At 62.1% G+C, this 19700-nt stretch carries 13 protein-coding genes and 1 tRNA gene; 13 read left to right on the top strand and 1 reads right to left on the bottom strand.

The window, feature by feature from the left end:
- Nucleotides 1-89 precede the first annotated feature (89 nt).
- A complete protein-coding gene (locus tag SALLO_RS15755) occupies nucleotides 90-830 on the top strand; it encodes a CPBP family intramembrane glutamic endopeptidase (RefSeq protein ID WP_022835546.1) in 741 nt (246 codons plus the stop codon).
- Between the two features lie 83 nt (nucleotides 831-913).
- A complete protein-coding gene (locus SALLO_RS0106730; RefSeq protein ID WP_022835545.1) occupies nucleotides 914-1759 on the top strand; it encodes a zinc metalloprotease HtpX in 846 nt (281 codons plus the stop codon).
- A gap of 20 nt (nucleotides 1760-1779) precedes the next feature.
- On the opposite strand, the gene SALLO_RS0106725 is transcribed toward SALLO_RS0106730, so the two are convergent.
- Nucleotides 1780-2469, bottom strand: coding sequence for a protein-L-isoaspartate(D-aspartate) O-methyltransferase (locus SALLO_RS0106725; protein ID WP_022835544.1), 690 nt, complete (start codon nucleotides 2467-2469; stop codon nucleotides 1780-1782).
- 116 nt (nucleotides 2470-2585) lie between these two features.
- Between SALLO_RS0106725 and SALLO_RS15750 the strand changes: the two genes are divergently transcribed.
- The 11 genes from SALLO_RS15750 to SALLO_RS0106670 all read left to right on the top strand — a co-directional run bounded on the left by SALLO_RS15750 (nucleotide 2586) and on the right by SALLO_RS0106670 (nucleotide 19627).
- On the top strand, nucleotides 2586-3242 hold the full coding sequence (locus SALLO_RS15750) for a hypothetical protein (RefSeq protein WP_022835543.1): 657 nt from the start codon (nucleotides 2586-2588) through the stop codon (nucleotides 3240-3242).
- Nucleotides 3200-4402, top strand: a complete 1203-nt coding sequence (ribD, locus tag SALLO_RS0106715; RefSeq protein WP_022835542.1) for a bifunctional diaminohydroxyphosphoribosylaminopyrimidine deaminase/5-amino-6-(5-phosphoribosylamino)uracil reductase RibD — start codon at nucleotides 3200-3202, stop codon at nucleotides 4400-4402. Before SALLO_RS15750 ends, ribD begins: the two co-directional genes overlap by 43 nt.
- Nucleotides 4403-4708: 306 nt before the next feature.
- A complete protein-coding gene (locus SALLO_RS18135; protein ID WP_084696197.1) occupies nucleotides 4709-5362 on the top strand; it encodes a DUF4145 domain-containing protein in 654 nt (217 codons plus the stop codon).
- Between the two features lie 105 nt (nucleotides 5363-5467).
- Nucleotides 5468-9196 (top strand): cold shock domain-containing protein, encoded by a 3729-nt coding sequence (locus SALLO_RS17725; protein WP_022835540.1) that lies wholly within the window; start codon nucleotides 5468-5470, stop codon nucleotides 9194-9196.
- Between the two features lie 388 nt (nucleotides 9197-9584).
- Nucleotides 9585-9983, top strand: a complete 399-nt coding sequence (locus tag SALLO_RS15740; RefSeq protein WP_022835539.1) for a nucleotidyltransferase domain-containing protein — start codon at nucleotides 9585-9587, stop codon at nucleotides 9981-9983.
- Nucleotides 9984-10127: 144 nt separating this feature from the next.
- Nucleotides 10128-13328, top strand: coding sequence for a basic secretory protein-like protein (locus SALLO_RS0106695; protein ID WP_022835538.1), 3201 nt, complete (start codon nucleotides 10128-10130; stop codon nucleotides 13326-13328).
- Nucleotides 13329-13699: 371 nt separating this feature from the next.
- Nucleotides 13700-15280 carry an AMP-binding protein gene (locus tag SALLO_RS0106690; RefSeq protein WP_022835537.1) on the top strand — a complete coding sequence of 527 codons (1581 nt, stop codon included), beginning with the start codon at nucleotides 13700-13702 and terminating at the stop codon, nucleotides 15278-15280.
- A 73-nt stretch (nucleotides 15281-15353) separates the two neighbouring features.
- On the top strand, nucleotides 15354-15899 hold the full coding sequence (locus SALLO_RS0106685) for a GNAT family N-acetyltransferase (protein WP_028566996.1): 546 nt from the start codon (nucleotides 15354-15356) through the stop codon (nucleotides 15897-15899).
- A 78-nt stretch (nucleotides 15900-15977) separates the two neighbouring features.
- Nucleotides 15978-16050, top strand: a tRNA-Gly gene (locus SALLO_RS0106680).
- A gap of 434 nt (nucleotides 16051-16484) precedes the next feature.
- Entirely contained in the window at nucleotides 16485-18683 is a 2199-nt protein-coding gene (locus SALLO_RS0106675) for a sensor histidine kinase (RefSeq protein ID WP_022835535.1), read from the top strand.
- Between the two features lie 224 nt (nucleotides 18684-18907).
- Entirely contained in the window at nucleotides 18908-19627 is a 720-nt protein-coding gene (locus SALLO_RS0106670; protein ID WP_022835534.1) for a response regulator transcription factor, read from the top strand.
- Nucleotides 19628-19700: the final 73 nt, after the last annotated feature.

The following is a 19700-nucleotide window of genomic DNA, read 5'->3' as shown; positions in this document are numbered from 1 at the left end:
CCCACACGTTCTTAACGCAGGATGCAGCGGCGGTCTATTGTGGCCCCGCTGGGCGCACGGGGTGTAACCGAAGCCTCGTGTTGCACGTTATGCTCGGTGATCCAGACCAAACGGAGGACGCACCCATGACATGGACGGTGTATCATCGCGCGACGCGGTCGCCCACCTACGGCTTCATCCACGGAATCCTGCTGGTGCTGCTGTACGAAGGACTGCGGTGGACGGCTGGGGCCCATGGGGTGCGCGTGGGCGCGGAGGTGTGGATGTGGCAGGGGCTGGCGGTGGTTGGATTGCGGGGCGTGGCGGCCCTGGCGGTGGCCGTGGGCTGCGTGGCGGCGCTGGTGTGGTGGGCCGAGCGCGGCCGTCAGGTGCCGTTGCGGTGGGACGTTGCAAGCCTCGTCGTGGCCGAGAGTGGCCTCTACGCGGTGGTGGGGGCGGCGCTGGTTTCGGGAACCGTGGGGCTTGTGCTGGGCCAGTGGGCGCCGGGCGGGGGCGCCCTCGGCACGCGGCTCGCGCTCTCTGTGGGCGCCGGGGTGTACGAGGAGCTCGTCTTTCGCGTGCTGCTGGTGGGCGGCCTCGCGTGGACGCTGCGCCACCTGATGGCCCGCCGCGGGTGGGCCTACCCGCTGGCCGCGCTTATCGGCGCCCTCGTGTTTAGCGCGGTGCATTACCTCGGCCCCATGGGCGATGCCTTCGCGCTCGCATCGTTCACCTTCCGGTTTCTCTTTGGGCTCGTCCTCAACGGATTGTTTTTGTGGCGCGGATTTGCTGTAGCGGCCTGGACGCACGCCCTGTACAACGTTTTCCTTACGCTCGGCCTGCTGGGCTGACACTTCGGCAGCCCGCCTGCGGCTGGCACACCCTTTGACCTTCGTATCGCCCGACGTTTCCCTCCTTACGCTCACGTAGTGCAATGAATGCTTTTCGTACCACCGCCCTGATGGCGGCACTCATTGTTTTGTTTGCGCTCATTGGGCGCGCCCTCGCCGGCCCCGGCGGCATGCTGGTGGCGCTTTTGGTGGCCGTTGGGCTGAATGCGTTTAGCTACTGGTTTAGCGCGAGCATCGTGCTGAAGGTGCACGGCGCGGAGCCCGTGTCGGCCGACGAGGCGCCGGAGCTCTACGCCATGGTCGACCGGCTCCGCCAACGGGCCGACCTGCCCATGCCGCAGGTGTGCATCATCGCGTCGGATCAGCCGAACGCCTTTGCCACGGGGCGCAACCCGGCGCATGGCGTGGTGGCGGTTACCACCGGCATCCTGCAGCAGCTCACCGATGAGGAGCTGGAGGGCGTGATTGCGCACGAGCTGGCGCACATCAAAAACCGCGACATCCTCACGTCGTCGGTTGCGGCCACGCTGGCGGCGGCCATTACGCTGCTGGCGCGCTTCGGCATCTTCTTCGACCGCGGCGACCGCGACGGCGTGTTCACGTCGCTCCTCATGCTGATTCTGGCCCCGCTCGCGGCCGTCATGATCCAGATGGCCATCTCGCGGTCGCGGGAGTACGCGGCCGACCGGGAGGGCGCGCGCATCGCGCAGAATCCGATGGGTCTGGCCCATGCCCTGCAGCGGCTGGAGGCGGGCGCGGCGCGGTATGCAATGCCGCAGGCGCAGGAGTCGACGTCGCACCTGTTCATCGTGAACCCGTTTAGCGGGGCGCTGAGCGGCTTGCGGTCGCTCTTTTCCACGCACCCGGCCACGGAGGAGCGCGTGGCACGCCTCGAAGAAATGGCGCGCGACGGCAGCTACCGGGCGTAGCGGGTGCCGGGTGGGCCTGGTTAGTCCCCATCGCTGACAAGCGGAACGAAGCGAAAGTCGCCAAACGATTCGCGCTGCACGGCCTCCGGTCCGGTGCGGGTGATGCGCAGCATCTCCTGGCTCTCGCGGTCGCCCACCGGAATCACAAGGCGGCCGCCGCGCGCGTCCTCGGTTTCGGCCTCCGGCGCACGCAGCTGATCGACCAGCGCGTCGGGCACCGCGGTGGCGCCGGCGGTTACGATGATGCCATCGTACGGGGCAAAGGCCCGCCAGCCGTTCGAGCCGTCGCCGCTTTTGGCCGTGATGCGATAGCCCAGCGTGCGGAGCAGGTCGCGCGTGCGCGACAACAGATCGGCGTGCCGCTCGATGGAAAAGACGCGGGCGCCGAGCTCGCACAGGACGGCCGCCTGGTAGCCGCTCCCGGTGCCCACCTCCAGCACCTTCATGCGCGGCGTAACGCCCAGCAGCATGGTCTGGTAGGCCACCGTAAAGGGCTGGGAGATGGTCTGATCGCGCCCGATGGGCAGCGCCTCGTCGTTGTACGCCCGGTGCCGCAGGCCCGGCTCCACAAACCGATGCCGGGGCACGCGCCCGATCGCCTCCAGCACGCGTTCATCTTCGATCCCCCGCTCGCGCAGGGTACGCACGAGGCGTTCGCGGCGTCGGTCAAACGACCATTCGGCACGTTCTTCGGCGGAAGGAAGCGACATGGGCTTGCGTATCAATGGAAACGAAAAAGCAACGGCACGCGGCAGCGCATGATGGCAGAAACGCGAGCCTGTGCTGCGCCGTTTGCCTTGTTCTACCATCGTAATGACGTATCGTTGTGGACATTGTCAAGTACTTTTTCGAGGAGCCGGTGCTGGTGGAGCCCGTGACGCCGGATACGAGCGCGGATGCCCGGCGCCGCGAGGGCCCACAGCTTCCGCTGGACGCCTTGTTGCGCACATCCGATTACCACCGCGGCTACCTGGCCGGCACCAACCTGTCGACGGGGCGCGTTGGCTTCACGGCGTTGCAGAACGCGGAGGAGGTGGCGCGGGCGCTCGTGGAGGCCTTCCCAAAAGACCGGTGGACGCGCTGGGCTGATGAAGGGGTTGACGCGCTGTCACCGGAGGCGGTGATTGCCGAATGGATGGCCCCAACCGGAAGCGCCGTGCTGGCGACGGGTCCGACGCCGCCCGCGCCCGAGGCCCTCGCCACGGTGGCCCGCGGGCCGCGGCGCGACACGCTGGCGGCGCTGCGCACGCTTTTGGACGACGATGCGCTCGTGTGCTTCCGCGAGCCCGCCCATGACGGATCCGACTGGAGCCTGTTTGCCGCCCATCCGTTGCGTGCGACGGTTGTGGACGTCCTGGGGGCGCTCACCCATCCCACGATGCGGCAGTTTGTGCTGCCGTACCAAAAAGCCCGATCTGAATCCAAGTTTTACTTTGAGCAATGGCAGCTAACGTCGCTTCCGACGTACATCACGGAACTGTAGCGCCCGCCTCGTCCGACGCCCGCTGGATGGCCCGCTGCCTGACGCTGGCCCGCCGCGGCACCGGCTTCGTGAGTCCGAACCCGCGGGTGGGCGCCGTGATTGTGGGGGCTGACGGCACCGTGCTGGGCGAGGGCTACCACGCGCGGTATGGCGAGGCCCACGCCGAGGCGCGCGCGCTGGCCGACGCCCGGGCCACGCATGACGCGGCGGCGCTGCGGCAGGCCACGCTCTACGTGAACCTGGAGCCGTGCAACCACCACGGCAAGACGCCGCCCTGCACCGACCGCATCCTGGCGCACGACATTCCGCGGGTGGTGGTGGGCATGGTCGATCCGTTTCCGGCGGTTGCGGGACGGGGCATCGAGCGGTTGCGCGCCGCGGGGGTCGACGTGACCGTGGGCGTGCTGCCGGAGCGCTGCTACCGGCTCAACGAGGCGTTTGTGCACCATGTGCGCACCGGGCGGCCGCTGGTGACGCTCAAGATCGCGCAGACGCTCGACGGGCGCATTGCCACGCGCACCGGCGACAGCCGGTGGATCTCGGGCACCGAGGCACGGACCATGGTGCACGCCTGGCGGGCCGCGGCCGATGGGGTGCTGGTGGGCGCCGGTACGGCCGCGGCCGACAACCCGCGCCTGACCGTGCGCCATGTGGAGGGGCCGCAGCCGCAGCGCCTGGTGCTCGACCGCCGGGGCACGCTCGATCCGTCGTTGCACCTGTTTAGCGACGACCAGGCCGCCACGACGACAGCCGTGCTTGGCGCAACGCGCGCCGCGCCCCCTTACGCCGAGGCCCTGCGTGCCGCGGGCGGACGGGTGCTGCGCATCCCCGAGCGCGACGGGCACCTCGACCTGTCGGTGTTGCTGCAGCACCTGGGCGACGGCGCCGGCGAGGCACGTCCGGTGCAGTCGCTGCTGGTGGAGGCGGGGCCCGGGCTGGCCACGGCCCTCGTGCGGCAGGCGTTGGTGGACCGCTTCTTTCTCTTCATCGCCCCGAAGCTCGTGGGCGCCGGGCGGCCTACGCTCAGGGATCTAGGCATCGAGGCCATGGCCGAGGCCCGGACCTTCGCGGCCGGCGCGTGGGAGCCGGTGGGCGACGACATGCTGTTTCGCGGCTACATGCACCCGGCCGAAGCAGGCGAGACGCGGGCTTCTTCCTAGCAATGGCTCCGTTTGCGGGCGGCTGTCGCCCGCGCGGACCGTTGCCAGGGCCTTCCGTTTGCAGTTCTTTCAGATCGCCTGTACATTTTGTAAGCATTACCCTCGCATGCTGGCCCGTGGCTACATGCGATATCGCATAACGCGCTATGCCCACTTTGTTGACATAGCACCGGGCCCGATACACCCATCGCACTGACTTTCAGGTGTTTGCGCAAAATGATGGATGCGTGCTATGTCAAGTATGTTGATATAAGTATAGGTTATGTGGTTTCGAGGAACCAAGATTATTCTTCATATCAGTAGGACATGAGAGTCTTTTGCAATAACTGCGGTTCAGAGACAAATCATCAAATCAAGGCTGAGCATACCACAGAGTACCCTGATATCCGTGCTGGACGTTACACGGGTTTCTGGGAAAGGCGTAGGCAGAGACTCCTCATTTGTGCTGGCTGCGAAGAGGGAACGCTTGAAGTTAGTTGGACACGTGCGGGTGATCACGATCCTGAGAGTGGTGAACAGTTATGGTCATCTAGCTACTATCCGAAGAGGAAAAAGCGGCTAGTTGATGCAAAGCGTTTTAAGCAGCTACCAGAGAAGTTGAACAAAATCTACCGGGAGACAGCTCAGGCCTTCAATTTAGAGACCAGAATCCTAACGGCTGTTGGGCTTAGGTCTCTCGTTGAGGGAATCTGCAAAGATCAAGACATAGGTCAGTCCGGTGACAACTTAGAGAAGAGAATAGAGAAGCTGGACCAGATACTCCCTGATCACATCGTGGAAGACCTCCACGAGTTCAGATTCATGGGTAACGAAGCAGTTCACGAACTGGGCGCTCCTTCGGAAAATGATCTCCGAATCGCGATTGAGATCTGCGAGGACCTATTGAATTACATCTACGAACTCGATTATAAAGTTAAGCAGCTTTCGTCAAGTCGTAATCAAGACGGGAAAGCCACATAACCTCACGCTGCTGCGGACGGCAAGCCGCCGCAGAGCTCCCCCGTTATGCCGCTCTGTGCTAATAGCTCCATCATCAGTTCATCCGTGCTGACTGCATTTTCTGTAATGGTTACACGTATTGACCGAGAGAAATCAAAGTGGTGCCTTGGAAAAGTAAAGTTCTACGATGCTAAGAAGGAGTTTGGCTTCGCGCGAGATCTGACCGTTGCCGATTACACGGAGAACGAGGACGACGTCTACATCGGGGGCGATGTACAGGCTTCCCACAAACTCGTCGACGATGCATACATTGTTTTTCAGAAAGTTCCGTCCTCAAGAAAGCCGGGTACCTTCAAGGCCAAAGACATTCGTCTTCTTCACGATCACCCTGATGATCTTGGACCGCTTATCAAAGAGGTTGCCTCTACCTCCGAACACGAAGAGCTCCGTAGCTACCTCGAGAGTGAGCGCGCGAACTGGCAGATCGGAAAGGTCAAGTTTTTCGACTCCAACAAGGGATTCGGCTTCATTCAGCCGCTGAAGCCGCTCGACGTGCTGGACGGCGATGACGCATACGTCAACGAGCGGAATGTCGAGGCTGAATCTATTTCCGATGACATGTACGTCGCGTTTCGCATTGTTCCCTCTCGGAAGCCGGGAGAGTACCAAGCCGTCGGAGTTCAATCCCTAAGAGAGTTCGGCCGGCCTTCAGTTTCGTTTGCGGAGGATTTGGCTTTTTGGATGCTCGGGGGTGTAAGTCTGAGACCTAATGTTTCCGTTATGGCTCACTTGGTGCCACAGTCGGACGTCAGCGGGGTGCTGGATCTCATCGAGATGGTTGCCTGGAGCAACGAAGAGCGGTCCGACCGAAAACGGGGAACGGCCCTCCGGCTGCTCGGCAACGTGCTGGAAAAGGCAGTTTTGCCCTCGGAGTGGACGGAGCGTATTTGGAATAAGTACTGTCAAGAAGTCCGAAGTCTGCTGGATCACGACGTCATTCCAGGTAGCGTCGCCTCCATGCTTTGGCTGGAGGGGCTTCTCCCGACGCTTGAACCGGGTCTAATTGACACGCTTGTAGACCAAGCCTGTCAAGATGACTGGTCCGACCAGCTTGTCGATCTATCCTATCACTCCTATCGGTCGAGATCTATCCGAGGGACAAAACTTCGAGACATTGTTCGACGCTTTTCACAGGAAGATCTTGCGAGCTGGGTTGATCGACATACCGAGATAATCAATGAAGCCCTCCTGACTGCGGATGCAAACGCTGTCTCTCTCCTTGATAAGCATTATGAGATTCTGAAGGCGCTTCGGAAGGAGCACGAGAGGGAGATCCCCGAGGATATTGACGGGTACGTGGGGGCTGTCGAACGCCTCGTACAGCATTGCTACAAGCAGAGCGAACTGAGCAGAGAGCGGGCGTTTTCGCTATGGGAAGATGGTTTCCTCGTCGATATCGGATACTCGGAGTTCGTCAATGGCTACTCTGACTGTTGGAAAAAGAAGACACGCGTCGATCTGCTCCAGCACCTGGAATCCGAGCAACGGCGCCGGTTTGCTATCTGCCGAACGAACGAGCTTTTGAAGGCCTGGGAAGACTCTACTGAGGAGCGAAATGATACTCTTTCCCAATGGCTTGAGGATGTCCAGTCCTATTCGGAGACATTCGAGAGTGAGACCAGGGATACGACTACAGAGTCCCTGCGTGATCAATGCGAGATGGTTCTACAGCAGGAGGCGACAGAGAAAACGCAGGTTGTTCTCTACGGCAAAGGCTGCCTGTCCGCAGTTCCGGAAGAATGGCTCTTGCAGAATGCCAGCAAGTTTGACCGAAGTGACCTGGAGCCGGTGCTCGAAAAGGTAGACCCAACCATCGCAGAAAGGATTTTGAGGGCACGCCTGGAGGATCTACCCATGATCGCTGAGTCCGACCAAACGAGCATCCGCGGGTCCGATTTCCTCCCGGTCATCTACACATCGCAGGAGTCGAAGTGCTACCCAGAAGCCCGATGGCTTCTCGCTGCAGCCGAACAGACGTTGGCCGATGCGCGGCGTGCAAATTTCGAGTCTGCATTGGTGGAGCACGTAGATGTCCCCACCCACGTTCAGCTCTACCAGGAGGGACATCTCGACGTGCATCCACAACCTCGAATCTTGGAGTATCTGGACGGTCTCACGGTGGATGCGATTGATACTGGTGAGTCTTGGGTCAAGAACGGAGCTCTTGAAGTCAGTGCGTTCGCACACACCCTGTGCACGTACCTGCAGGACATTCAGGTTAGGAATCGAGAGACCGCACGCTGTGTGCAAAAGGCGGCACGCCAACTGGTGGACCATGCCCCCGGCCGCCTGACTCTTTCTAATCTGTCTTCCGAGACCGCCCGTGCCGTGGTCCGTCTTACCTGGTGGATTGACGATGAGATTGATCGGCAGGAGGACGCTGACTTTGAATTACCACTGCTCCAGGAGGGTCTTTCCTGGCTCTCGGATTCGGATCAAGTGAAGGCCCTCCGGAAGGCGTTCTACCTGCATGCCCAGGAACGCGTGACGCTCACTCCGGAACGTTTAGCTGCCTGCTCGTCCTTTCAACTTGAGGAGGAAAACAAGCGAGACAGAAACGAAAGTCCTCCCGGTGCTTCACCTCCTCTGGGCCTCTCCGCCGAGCTCATCATCCAGACGATTCAGCATGCCGCTCGAACGGGAGAATTTCCTCGAGAGGGGTACCTGATTCAAATTGCGAGACACGTCACCAGAGACAATCCCTGTCGACGTCTTCGGATTCAGGACATTTTTAATCGTTGTGAAGGTAGAGCCGAACTTCAGATGCGACCAGGAAAGGGCGAGGTGGAGGAGGTCATGCAGAACGAGCGGCGGCTATTCGTTATCTCATTTGAGTACGACAAGCAGCTCGTTGCTAATGTCAAGCGTCTCCCTAGACGACGCTACGACCCCAACCGGAAGGTTTGGACTGTTCCGGCGGAGAACGAAAACCAGCGGGAAGCCGTCTTCCAGTTTGCACGTAACCATGATTTCTTTATCAACCTCCAGGACGAGAAGCATTGGTCCAACAGCAAGCATCTGGTAGAGACGGAACGAGAGAGTTGTCTTGATGACCCGACGTACTGCGAGGGTCGAAAAGCGAAGCGTAAAGACTTTGGCGTCCATGATTTCTGGTGGTGTCGCAACAAGAAGTGTTACGCCAGTTGTCACGGACGCCATGAAGAGAGTAATTGGGAATCTTACACCCTCGAGGATTTCCTCGTCCTGCTTAATCTGTCCGTCGATGAAGATCTTCCGTACGAAACCATTGAGATGGGGCAGTACCACCGGTTTCTCGGCTGGGTCAATCGATTCGCGCAGTTGCTGGACCGGCTGTACTGTCGGGAATGTGACCACATTCTCGATTCGACGCGAAGTAGCAATTATGCATACTACCGCGTGACGCACTTTCACTGCGGAAACAAATCGTGCGCAAAGCATGGCCAAGAGGTGTACCTACACCATTGCTTCAATCCGAAATGCCGTTCTGTTATTGACAGTAGGGATTCATCACAATGTGATAATGGATGGTGGATTTGCACGAACGAAAATTGCGGAGCGTGCTGCTCACATGAAGAGATGGTCAAGAGAAGAGACCGGCTCATTGAGGTCGGGCAGTACGTTCCAAAAGGATTGATTCGGGACATCAACGAGAAGGTTGGCCACTTGGAGCGAGCCCAGCACTTTTGCTACGTCTGCGGGAAAGAGATGGAAGAGCGACGCCCCGAGCATTTCCACTGCTCAGACGGTCATGTCAGGTATGATCTCGAAGAATCGGAGTTTGACCGCCCTCATCGCGGCCTTACGGACAAATGAAAAAGCGCACATATGGAAAAAGAAGTGTTATGCTATCTACTTTGTTTGGCAATCACGCGGCATAACAAAACGCTACAGCTGACGATGGGCCAACGCCAAATTCTAAAGCTTGCACTGATCCCGCTACTATCGCAAGTTCATGGCGTCCATCGCACCTGAGCTATCCCGTTATACCACCCAGGAGCCTGTTCCAAACGAGTCGGTAACACAGATACACTCGTCCAATACCAAACGTTTGCTCGTATGGCAAATTCTCGTTTCAAGCTGGATACCTCAGCGTTTTCGGTGACTTCCTTCGCTGAAGCTGAGGACGACGACCGCACCTACTGGTTGTCACTGGATCCCAAGGCCCGTATCGCGGCACTCGAGGAAATGCGCCAAATCAACTATGGCTACGATCCAGCTTCCGACCGAATTCAGCGAACTGTTGAAGTTGCTCAACGCTCATGAGGTCAAATACCTCATCGTCGGAGGTTACGCTGTCGCCTACCACGGTTATCCCCCCACCACAGGCGACATCGACATCTGGATCGAGTCGACGGAGAACAACGGGAAGCGAATCGTGGCCGCGTTGGCTGAGTTTGGCTTCAACGTTCCGGCCCTACAGCCCGCTCTGTTCACAAAGCAAGATCAGATTATCCGCATGGGCCATCCGCCGCTTCGCGTGGAGATTCTGACCAGCCTCAGCGGCGTTGTCTTCGGTGAATGCTACCGGCACCGAACGCAAGACGAGCTCGGCGGTGTCGCGACCACGCTGATCGGCTCATGGAAAGGAGCTGCCGCCTAATCACGCGCTCCAGCGGCCGGTCGTGTAACGATTTGTTCCCTCGTTGCGGACGCGTAACGACCGTCGGCAGCGGGCGTGAACGCTTTGGCTTTAGGGGCGGTTGGGAAGACCACGCGTAGCCTTCTTCCTAGCAATGCGTATATTATGGATCGGTCGTCTGTTCGTACGACCCTGATAGGTCTGCTGCTCGTGCTCGTCGCGGTGCCTGCGCAGGCGCAGTACTTTGGGCGCAACAAGGTGACGTACGACAATTTTAATTTCCGTACGCTGCGCACAGATCACTTCACGTTCTACTACTATCCGGCCGAGGAACAGGCCGTGCGCGATGCGGCCCGGATGGCCGAGCGCTGGTACGAACGCCACTCGCAGGTCTTCCTGCACACGTTCGACCACAAGCCGATCATCCTGTATGCCAACGATGCCGACTTCCAGCAGACGAACGTCATCGATCAGGCGCTGAGTCCGGCCACGGGCGGGTTTACCGAGCCGCGGCGCGAGCGGGTGGTGATGCCGCTCTCGCCTGCATACGGCGAAACAAACCACGTGCTGGGCCACGAGCTGGTGCACTCGTTTCAGTACGACCTGGCCCTCAACAGCGACAGCCTGAACCTGCAGCTGCAACGCCTGCCCCTGTGGCTGGTGGAGGGCATGGCGGAATACCTCTCCCTGGGGCGCGCGCATCCCCACACGGCCATGTGGATGCGCGACGCGGCGCTGCGGCAGGCCCTGCCGTCGTTTGGCGAGCTGTCGAATACGCAAAAGTTCTTTCCGTACCGCTACGGGCAGGCCTTCCTGGCTTACGTGGGCGGCAAATACGGCGACCGCGCCGTCACCAACCTCTTCAAGCTGGGCGGGCAGATCGGCGTGAAGAAAGCCATCCCGCGGCTGTTTGGCATCACGGGCGACTCGCTCGTCACCGAGTGGACTGAAACCATCGAGAACACCTACGCGCCCCTCATGACCGGCCGCACCCCGGCCGATTCGCTGGGCAAGACGGTGCTCACCGGCGGCTCCATCAACATCGCGCCGCGCCTGAGTCCGGACGGGCAGTACGTGGCGTTCTTCTCGGCGCGCTCGCTCTTTTCGCTCACCCTGTACGTGGCCGACGCGCAAACGGGCGAGATCATTGCCGAGCTCGACAATGCCGGCACCACCGCCCACTTCAACGCGCTGCGCTTCATCAGCTCGGCCGGCACGTGGTCGCCCAGCGGCGAAAAGCTCGCCTTCGTGTCGTACGCCAACGGCGACAACCAGATCACGATCTGGAATGTGCAGACGGAAGAAATCGAGCGCAGCTTTAAGATCAAGAACGTAACCGCGCTCAAAAATCCGGCGTGGTCGCCCGACGGCACGAAGCTCGCCGTCACCGGCACCAACGGCGGCATCAGCGACCTGTACGTGCTCAACCTGCAGACGAAGGACGTGCGGCAGCTCACCAACGACCGCTACGCCGACCTGCAGCCCGCGTGGTCACCCAGCGGCGACCGCATCGCCATCGCCACCGACCGCGGCGACACGAACCTGCGGCTGCTTGCGCCCACGACCAACATGAACCTGGGCCTCGTGGACGTGTCCTCGGGCGAGATCACCATCCGCGAACCCTTTGGCGACGCCCTGCACCACAATCCCCAATTTTCGCCGGACGGCGAGAGCCTCTACTTCATTAGCGACCAGGACGGCTTTAAGGATGTGTACCGGCTGGTGCTGCGCAGCGACGCCCTCTTTCGGGTGACGCGCTTGAAGACGGGCATAAGCGGCATCACCGCGCTCTCGCCAGCCATGTCGGTGGCGCGCCAGAGCGGGGCCATGATGGTGTCGGTGTTTGCCAAGGACACGTACACCGGCCATCGCCTGACGAAGGCCCAGGCCCAGGGCACGCCCATGAATGCAGCGGCCACGGCGGGGGCCCAGGGCGCGCCCGATCCAGCGTCGGTGACCGACGCCGTGCCCGAGGCGGCTCCGCCGGCCAACCGTGTGGCGGAGGCCGCGACCGTGCCGCCCGAAGCCGGTGTGCTGCCGCCCTACACGCCAACGGAGGATGGCCTCGTGGCCACGCTGCTCGATAACCCGCGCCTCGGATTTCCCAATGCGCCCGACACGTACGAGACGCAGCCCTACGACCCCGACCTGTCGCTCACGGGCATCGTGCCGCCGTCGGTGGGCGCTTCGGTCGGCGGGCCGCTGGGATCACGCGTTTCGGGCGGCGTGGCGCTGCAATTTTCTGATATGCTGGGGAATCAGCAGCTGACGGTTGCGGTGCAGGCGCAGGGCAGCTTCAAAGACATCGGCGGGCAGGTGCAGTACCTCAACCAGCGCTACCAGTGGGATTACGGCGTCTCGGGCGGCCATCTCCCCGTCATTTACGGCGCGCGCGTCGTGCCGGTGGCATCCAACGCCGGGCCCATCTACAACCAGATCATCCGGCGCGCGCTCATCACCCAGGTGGGCGGCGACCTCATCTACCCGCTCGACCGCACGCGGCGGTTCGAGTTTGGTGTGGGCGGCGTGCGGTACGGCTTCGACGTCGATGTGCAGTCGCAAACCTTCACGGGCCGCGCGCTGAACGAAGATCTCTCCCTCGCGGAAATCAACAACTTCCTCCGCCAAAACAACTTTCAGCCGCTCCCGGGCGAGGCCAAAACACGCTACTTTGCCCAATCCTCGGCCGCCTACGTGCAAGACTTCTCGTACATGGGGCTCACGTCGCCCATCAAGGGCGGGCGGATGCGGCTGCAGGTGTCGTCCCAAGTGGGTTCTACGTCGTTTGTCTCTACCCTCGCCGACTTGCGCCGGTACGTTTTTGTGAAGCCGTTTACGTTCGCCGGGCACATCCTACACATCGGAAATTACGGCGCGTCGTTCAACGATCTGTTCGGGACGGAATACATCGGCTACCCGTACAGCCGCGGGTTCATTCGCGGATACAACGTGCGGGAGATCAGTCCGAGCGAGTGCACCACGCTTCAACAAGGCAGCGTATCGCCCGCACAGTCGCTGACCGGCTGCCCGGCCATCGACCGGCTCTTTGGTACGCGGGTCGCCAAGCTAAGCGCGGAGGTGCGGCTGCCGCTCCTTGGCCCCGAGCAGCTGGCCGTCATTCCGTTTAAGTACCTGCCCACGCAGGTCGGCGTGTTTGCCGATGCCGGGCTGGCGTGGACGAGTCAGGATGCACCGACGCTCAAATGGGACACGAGCACCAACGAGCGCGTGCCGGTGACGAGCATGGGCATCACGTCACGCTTTAACGTGCTGGGCGCGATTATACTGGAGATGTACTACGCGTATCCGTTTCAACGGCCCGATAGCGGATGGGAGTGGGGCCTCCGCATTTCGCCCGGCTGGTAACGACGCCGCTGCGGGCCCCGATCGGCGTCACCGCGCCCCCTAAAGGTCGATGCAACAACCCTGGATTTCTTGGAAGGAGGCGCAAGGTCATGCTGAAAGGGCAATCTCCGCAATGGGGCACTCCTGGCCGTAGATGGAGATCGTACCACGAGCATGACCAAGGCCCTATCGTAGATATGACCCCCGGCCCCTCTTGCTCCCGGGCACGTCGTCATCACGCTGTAAATCCCTCCTGAGCGACATCAGCGCGAACCGGCACGCTTGGAGCGATTACCCTGCGATCGGTGTGAAGCAGTTGCAAAGCCGGAAGCGCCTCCTTACGTTAAGGGATACTGCATCGAAGCGCTTCCATTGGCTATTGCCCGGCTCCCATGATCTACACCAGCCCGTTTGACGACGTTGCCATCCCCGACGTAAGCCTGCCCGCGTTCGTTACGGAGCGCTTTGCCACGTGGGCCGACCGCCCGGCGCTCATCGACGGCCCCTCGGGGCGCACGCTCACGTACGGGGCCTTGCAGGCGCGCATCGAGCAGATGGCCGGGGCCCTCGCGGCCCGCGGGTTTGCCCCCGGCGATGTGTTTGCGATCTACGCGCCCAACGTGCCCGAGTACGCCATCGCATTTTACGGTGCCATCCGCGCCGGCGGGATCGTCACGACCATCAATCCGCTCTACACTGCCGACGAGCTCGCTCATCAGCTGAAGGACGCCGACGCCCGCTTCCTGCTGACCGTCCCGCCGTTTTTCGACAAGGCCAAGGCGGCAGCGGACGCTGCAGAGATCGAGGAGGTGTTTGTACTGGGCGGCGGCGATACGGGCGGGACGTCCTTCGAGGCGTTGCTGGCAACCGGCGGCGCGGCGCCCACGGTGACGGTCGATCCCGCAGACGACGTGGCGGTGCTGCCCTACTCCAGCGGGACGACCGGTCTGCCGAAGGGCGTGATGCTTACGCACCGCAACATCGTGGCCAACATCTGCCAGTGCGTGCCGGTGGAAGGCCTCGAAGCCGGTGAGGTAACGGTGGGCATCCTGCCGTTCTATCACATCTACGGCATGACGGTCATCTTGAGCATGGCGCTGCGCTGCGGCGCAACGGTGGTGACCATGCCGCGCTTCGAGATGGAAGACTTCTGCGCGCTCGTGCAGGCGCATGGCATCAAGAGTGCCTACCTCGTGCCGCCCATCATCCTGGGCCTGGCCAAGCAGCCGGTCGTCGACGACTACGACCTCTCGACGCTCCAGTACATCACCTCGGGGGCCGCGCCGCTCCCCACGGCCGTCGCCGAAGGCTGCCGCGACCGGATCGGCTGTGTCGTGAAGCAAGGCTACGGCATGACGGAAACGAGCCCCGTCACGCACCTCGCGGCCCGCGGGGCCGACATCCACAAGATTGACGCGGTAGGACGCGCCGTGCCCAACACCGAATTTCGGATCGTAGATGTAGACGGCACCACCGACGTGGAGACTGGCGCGCGCGGCGAGCTGTGGGTCCGCGGCCCCCAGGTGATGAAGGGCTACCTGAACCGCCCCGACGCCACCGCCGACACCATCGACGAGGCGGGCTGGCTGCACACCGGCGACGTAGCCATCGCCGACGAGGAAGGCTTCGTGTATATCGTCGACCGCGTGAAGGAGCTCATCAAATACAAGGGCTACCAGGTGGCCCCCGCCGAGCTGGAGGCGATCTTGCAGGCGCACGAGGGCATTGCCGATGCCGCGGTGGTGCCCAGCCCGAGCGAGGAAGCCGGCGAGGTGCCCAAGGCGTTTATCGTGCGCAAGCCGAACGCCCGCGGCCTAGCGGCCGAGGACGTAATGGCGTTTGTGGCCGACCAGGTGGCGCCGTACAAAAAGGTCCGGCGCGTGGCGTTTGTGCAAGAGATTCCGAAGACGGCCTCGGGCAAGATCCTGCGGCGTACGCTCGTGAAAGAGGAACGAGCAGCGGCCGGATCGTAACCGGTGGATACATTGCAGCCGTCGGGCGTTGTTTGCCGTCCGTGTGCCCATTGAATCGATCTCTTCGTTTGCCATGTCCGATGCTCAAGCATTTCCCGATGTTCGCCGCGCCGCGACGGACGATTTGGCGCGCCTGGAGGCGCTGTGGCTGGCGCTGCAACGCGAGCAGGCCGCCCAAGACGAGCGCCTCACGCTTTCTGAGGATGCCGCCGAGCGCTGGCGCAACGACGCGCCGTATTGGCTGAGCGACGAGACGCAGCGGCTGTTTGTGGCGGAGGACGAAGGCACGGTGGTGGGGTTTGTGAGTGCGCGCCGGACGGGGCCGCCGCCCATTTATGCCGCCGTGGATGAGGTGTTTATCGACGAGCTGTACGTGGTGCCAGCGGTGCGGAGCCAAGGAATTGGCCGGCAGCTGGTGGCCGCGGTTACCCACTGGGCCACGCACCAGGGCGTGGCCCGCGTTCGGTTGCAGGTGTTGCAGGCCAACGGGGCCGGGCAGGCCTTCTGGAAGGCACAGGGCGCCACGCCGTATGCGCAAACGTTTACCCTTCCGCTTGAAACGCGCGCGTCGGGCGATGCCGAAGACGCGCGCAAAGGATCCGCGAAGATTGGGTTTTGAGGGAACCGATGGTTAGCGTCCGTATTTACCGAAATCGCAGTTGCGAAAATAGCAACTGCTCCCAACATATTGCCTTATGCGGGTGTAGCTCAGTGGCTAGAGCATCTGCTTGCCATGCAGAAGGTCGTGGGTTCGAATCCCATCACCCGCTCCGAAGCGCGGAATAAGCTATGAAAAGCTTGTTCCGCGCTTTTTTATTTTCTTGATATTTGTATCTCGGATGGTGGGTCGTGTGGCACAGCAGTTGTCTCCATGACCCATCGCCCCCGCTCCCCCTGACGCGCGGGCATCCATCAGGCGGTATGATACTGAAAACGCACGGCCTAGCACGCTTCGCCTACCGGATGATGCACCAGAGGCGCAGTACAAACGGACGAAGAGTGGACTGACGGATGTTGCCCTATCCTTTACTATGCGTAATAGATGCACGTTGGAGGACACGACCTTGCGCGTAACGCCTCCAATCCCCACCATCCCCACCTAACGCGCTGCTTGTTTGGGATCGCATCCCGCAGGCAGCTCTCCTGTGCACATATGAAGTCTTTACCTGTAGCTGTTACAAGATCGCGGCCCTCCGAGGCCTCTGTGGCGCCGTTGTGGGACGCTATCGCGCTGGGCGTGGCGGGCATTGCCGCGGCGCCGGGCGCGCGATCGGCCCTGCAGCAAGCGCTTGCACGGGTGACCCGTGCGCTGGGCGCGGCCGACGGGGCGCTGTTTGTCCATCACGCGTCGGTGCAGACGCCGTATGTGAGCTCCGGGCTTCGGGCGGTGGATGTAAACGAGGCCGCGTTCTCGATGGATGTGCCCATCTCCGATCCGGCTGTGGGGTTGTGGGGCCGCCTGCGGTTTCGGTCGCTCAATAGCGTGGTGCACTGGGGGCACGACGCCATGGCGCGCCTGGAGCACTTCGGCGAGATGCTGCGGATGCACCTCACGGAAACAGGCGCATCCACGCCCGGCGTGCTGGCCGCCGTCGATGGCCTCATTCAGCGCGCAAGCAGCAGCGGCACGCTGAGTCACCCGGCCCTTACAATCGCGCCCGACGGCCGCGTGCATCGCGCCTCCACGGCGTTCCGGGAGCTGTACGGCCGGCCGGTGCATCACCTAACGGATGCCGTGACCCACGAGGAGTACCGGCAGACCATCGCAGCCGCCGTTGCCGAAGGCCGCGCATGGACGGGGCGCATTCCGCTGCGCGGGCGCATGGTCCGCTGGCACGTTACGCCGCTGCAACCAGCGGGCACGCTGCACGGCGCCGTCTGCTGGGTGACCGAGACGATGGGCCCGGCCGCAATGCCCGATAGCGGGGTTGAAGAGGCGTTGGTGAAGGCCTCGCGCCTGCTCGTCGCCGAAACCCCGGGCGACCTGAACGCGCTCCCCGAGATCGTGGGTACGGCCACCGGAGCCCAGTACGCGTTTCTGATGGTGTTGCCCACCGAGCGCATCGCGCGCCTCCGAGACGAAAAGGCCGCGTCGGCCGCCGACGATGCCGTGCCGCTGGAATCCTACGTTCAGTACGAGTGGGGGCACCCCTCGGGCGAGCCGCCGCCCGGAGCCATGTTTGCGGTGCCCATCTTGACGGCCGAAGGGCACATGCTGGGCTACCTGGGCATTGAGCACGGGCCGGGCCACAGCGCCTACCGGTCGCGCGATGCGCGCTTGCTCAACGTGCTGGGCGACCTGCTGTGCACCTCGTTGCAGCGGCGGGCCGCGAACCGGGCGCTCCGGCGCAGCCAGCAGCGGTACCAGCAGTTTGTGGATGCCACCTCCGAGGCCATCCTGCGCATTGGGCTGACGCGGCCGCTGTCGCTCCGAAAAGCGTCCGAAGCGCAGATCGACCATGTACTGCGCGCGGGCTACGTGGCGGAATGCAACACCGCCGCAGCGCGGCTGCTCAACTACAAGAGCGCACAGGCCCTCACCGGACGCGCCCTCAGCGACTTGCTAACCGACAACAGCCGAAAGATTCTGGAGAAGGCGGTGGCCGCGCAGTTCCGCTTGCAGGGCTACGAGCACGTGATGGAACAGCTGGAAGCCCCCCATCGGCACTTTGTGATCAACACGGTGGGCGTTGCGGAAGAAGAAGTGCTGCATGACATTTGGGTAGGAAGCACCGAAGTGACCGACCGCGTGCACATGGAGCAGCGGATGGTGACCGCCGTCGAGCGTCATCACCGCCGGATTGGGCGCGCCCTGCACGATCGTATTGGGCAGCAGCTTGCCGGTACGCGCATGCTGCTGCAAAACATTGGCGAGCGCCACTTCGAGCCTGCAACCGATGGCTACCACGCCATTCAGCGCGTGTCTAATCACTTGCAAACGTCCATCGTCCACGTCAACGACCTGCAGCGGGGCGTGCTGCCCATGCAGGTAGAGCGCGACGGCCTTGCCCATGCGCTGCGCGACCTCGCCACGCGCTGCAACCAGGAGCGCGACGCCGTAACGTGCTGCTACATGCACGACGGCAGCGCCGAGGTGACGGACGACTACGCCAAGATGCAGCTCTACCGCATTGCCCAAGAAGCCCTGCGTAACGCCCGCCTGCATTCCGAGGCCACATGCATCGAGGTGGTGTTCCGTCGCACAGACGACGGGCGCCTGCTGCTCCGCATTGCCGACAATGGCGACGGATTCGACCCGCGGGCCGCGAGTGATGGACTGGGCCTGCACAGCATCCGGTACCGGGCGCGCGCCATCGGCGGCCAACTGAACATCACGTCCTCTCGGCGCAACGGAACGACCGTTGCGTGTACGTGGCGCCCTTCGGCTGTTGAGAGCGTTTGACTTGGGTGTGATTGAGGTGGAGCCACGGGCTGTGGATATGCTCCAAATCTACCACGCACAGCCCGTCACTGGCGCATATTCTAGGTGTTGCTTCTTCCGTACCATACTCCTGCGTGCTTCTGTCGTTAGCGTTTTGTACCATGACGTCTACGCGACGCGTGCCACGCGCCCTGTACCTTCCGTCTGCTGTTCGGATCCCCTTCGTTGATCGATCTACCAATCCCATGGCTAAGAAATCCAACGCCCGCTCCACCGACCACGTACGCATCTTTGTTGTTGACGATCATCCGGCCATCCGTGAGGCCATTGCCGACCTCATCGAAGGCACCATGGATATGGAAATTGTTGGCGAGGCGAGCTCGTCGGATGAGGCCTTTCACCTCATGGAAAAACTGTCGCCCGATGTGGCGGTCGTCGACATTTCCTTGGACGATGCGCACGGCCTCGACCTCGTTCAGAACGTGCGTGCACAGCTTCCCGACGTGCAAATGATTGTCTTTTCGATGTACGACGAGAACGTGTATGCCGAGCGGGCCATTCGGGCCGGCGCCTCGGGCTACCTGATGAAGAGCGAGCCCACCCGCACCGTTCTTGAGGCCATTCGAAGCGTGCAAAACGGCGAGGTGTACCTCAGCCGCCGCATGGCTTCGCGCATCCTGAACAAGGTGGCCATGGGCCGTTCCTCGGAGCCGAGCTTCGCCATCGACGAGCTGACGGACCGCGAGATGGCGGTCTTTCAGATGCTAGGACAAGGCTACAGCGTGCAGGACATTCAGGAGCGCCTGAACTTGTCGCGCAAAACGATTGAAACCTACCGCCGACGGGCCAAGGAAAAGCTGGGCTTCGATACGGTGTCTGAGCTGTTGCAATACTCGGTGCAGTGGACGTACAGCCAGGGCACCAACGAGCAAACGCCGAAGCCCCCGGTGATGGAAGAGAACTGACGTCCGTCCGTTGTAAGTCGCGGACGCTGAACACCCCTTAGCAGCAGGCGAACCATTCGTCTGTTTCGTCTGC

The sequence above is a fragment of the Salisaeta longa DSM 21114 genome (assembly GCF_000419585.1).
Taxonomy (GTDB): Bacteria; Bacteroidota; Rhodothermia; order Rhodothermales; family Salinibacteraceae; genus Salisaeta; species Salisaeta longa.
This window is presented reverse-complemented; position numbering and strand designations above follow the sequence as displayed.

Excerpts from the sequence above, each read along its gene's own strand:
- SALLO_RS18135 (WP_084696197.1), top strand. The coding sequence starts at position 4,709 with ATGAGAGTCTTTTGCAATAACTGCGGTTCAGAGACAAATCATCAAATC.
- SALLO_RS0106670 (WP_022835534.1), top strand. The coding sequence starts at position 18,908 with ATGGCTAAGAAATCCAACGCCCGCTCCACCGACCACGTACGCATCTTT.
- SALLO_RS0106690 (WP_022835537.1), top strand. The coding sequence starts at position 13,700 with ATGATCTACACCAGCCCGTTTGACGACGTTGCCATCCCCGACGTAAGC.
- SALLO_RS0106725 (WP_022835544.1), bottom strand. The coding sequence starts at position 2,469 with ATGTCGCTTCCTTCCGCCGAAGAACGTGCCGAATGGTCGTTTGACCGA.
- SALLO_RS15755 (WP_022835546.1), top strand. The coding sequence starts at position 90 with ATGCTCGGTGATCCAGACCAAACGGAGGACGCACCCATGACATGGACG.
- ribD (WP_022835542.1), top strand. The coding sequence starts at position 3,200 with ATGGCAGCTAACGTCGCTTCCGACGTACATCACGGAACTGTAGCGCCC.
- SALLO_RS0106685 (WP_028566996.1), top strand. The coding sequence starts at position 15,354 with ATGTCCGATGCTCAAGCATTTCCCGATGTTCGCCGCGCCGCGACGGAC.
- SALLO_RS0106695 (WP_022835538.1), top strand. The coding sequence starts at position 10,128 with ATGGATCGGTCGTCTGTTCGTACGACCCTGATAGGTCTGCTGCTCGTG.
- SALLO_RS15740 (WP_022835539.1), top strand. The coding sequence starts at position 9,585 with ATGGCTACGATCCAGCTTCCGACCGAATTCAGCGAACTGTTGAAGTTG.
- SALLO_RS17725 (WP_022835540.1), top strand. The coding sequence starts at position 5,468 with ATGGTTACACGTATTGACCGAGAGAAATCAAAGTGGTGCCTTGGAAAA.
- SALLO_RS0106730 (WP_022835545.1), top strand. The coding sequence starts at position 914 with ATGAATGCTTTTCGTACCACCGCCCTGATGGCGGCACTCATTGTTTTG.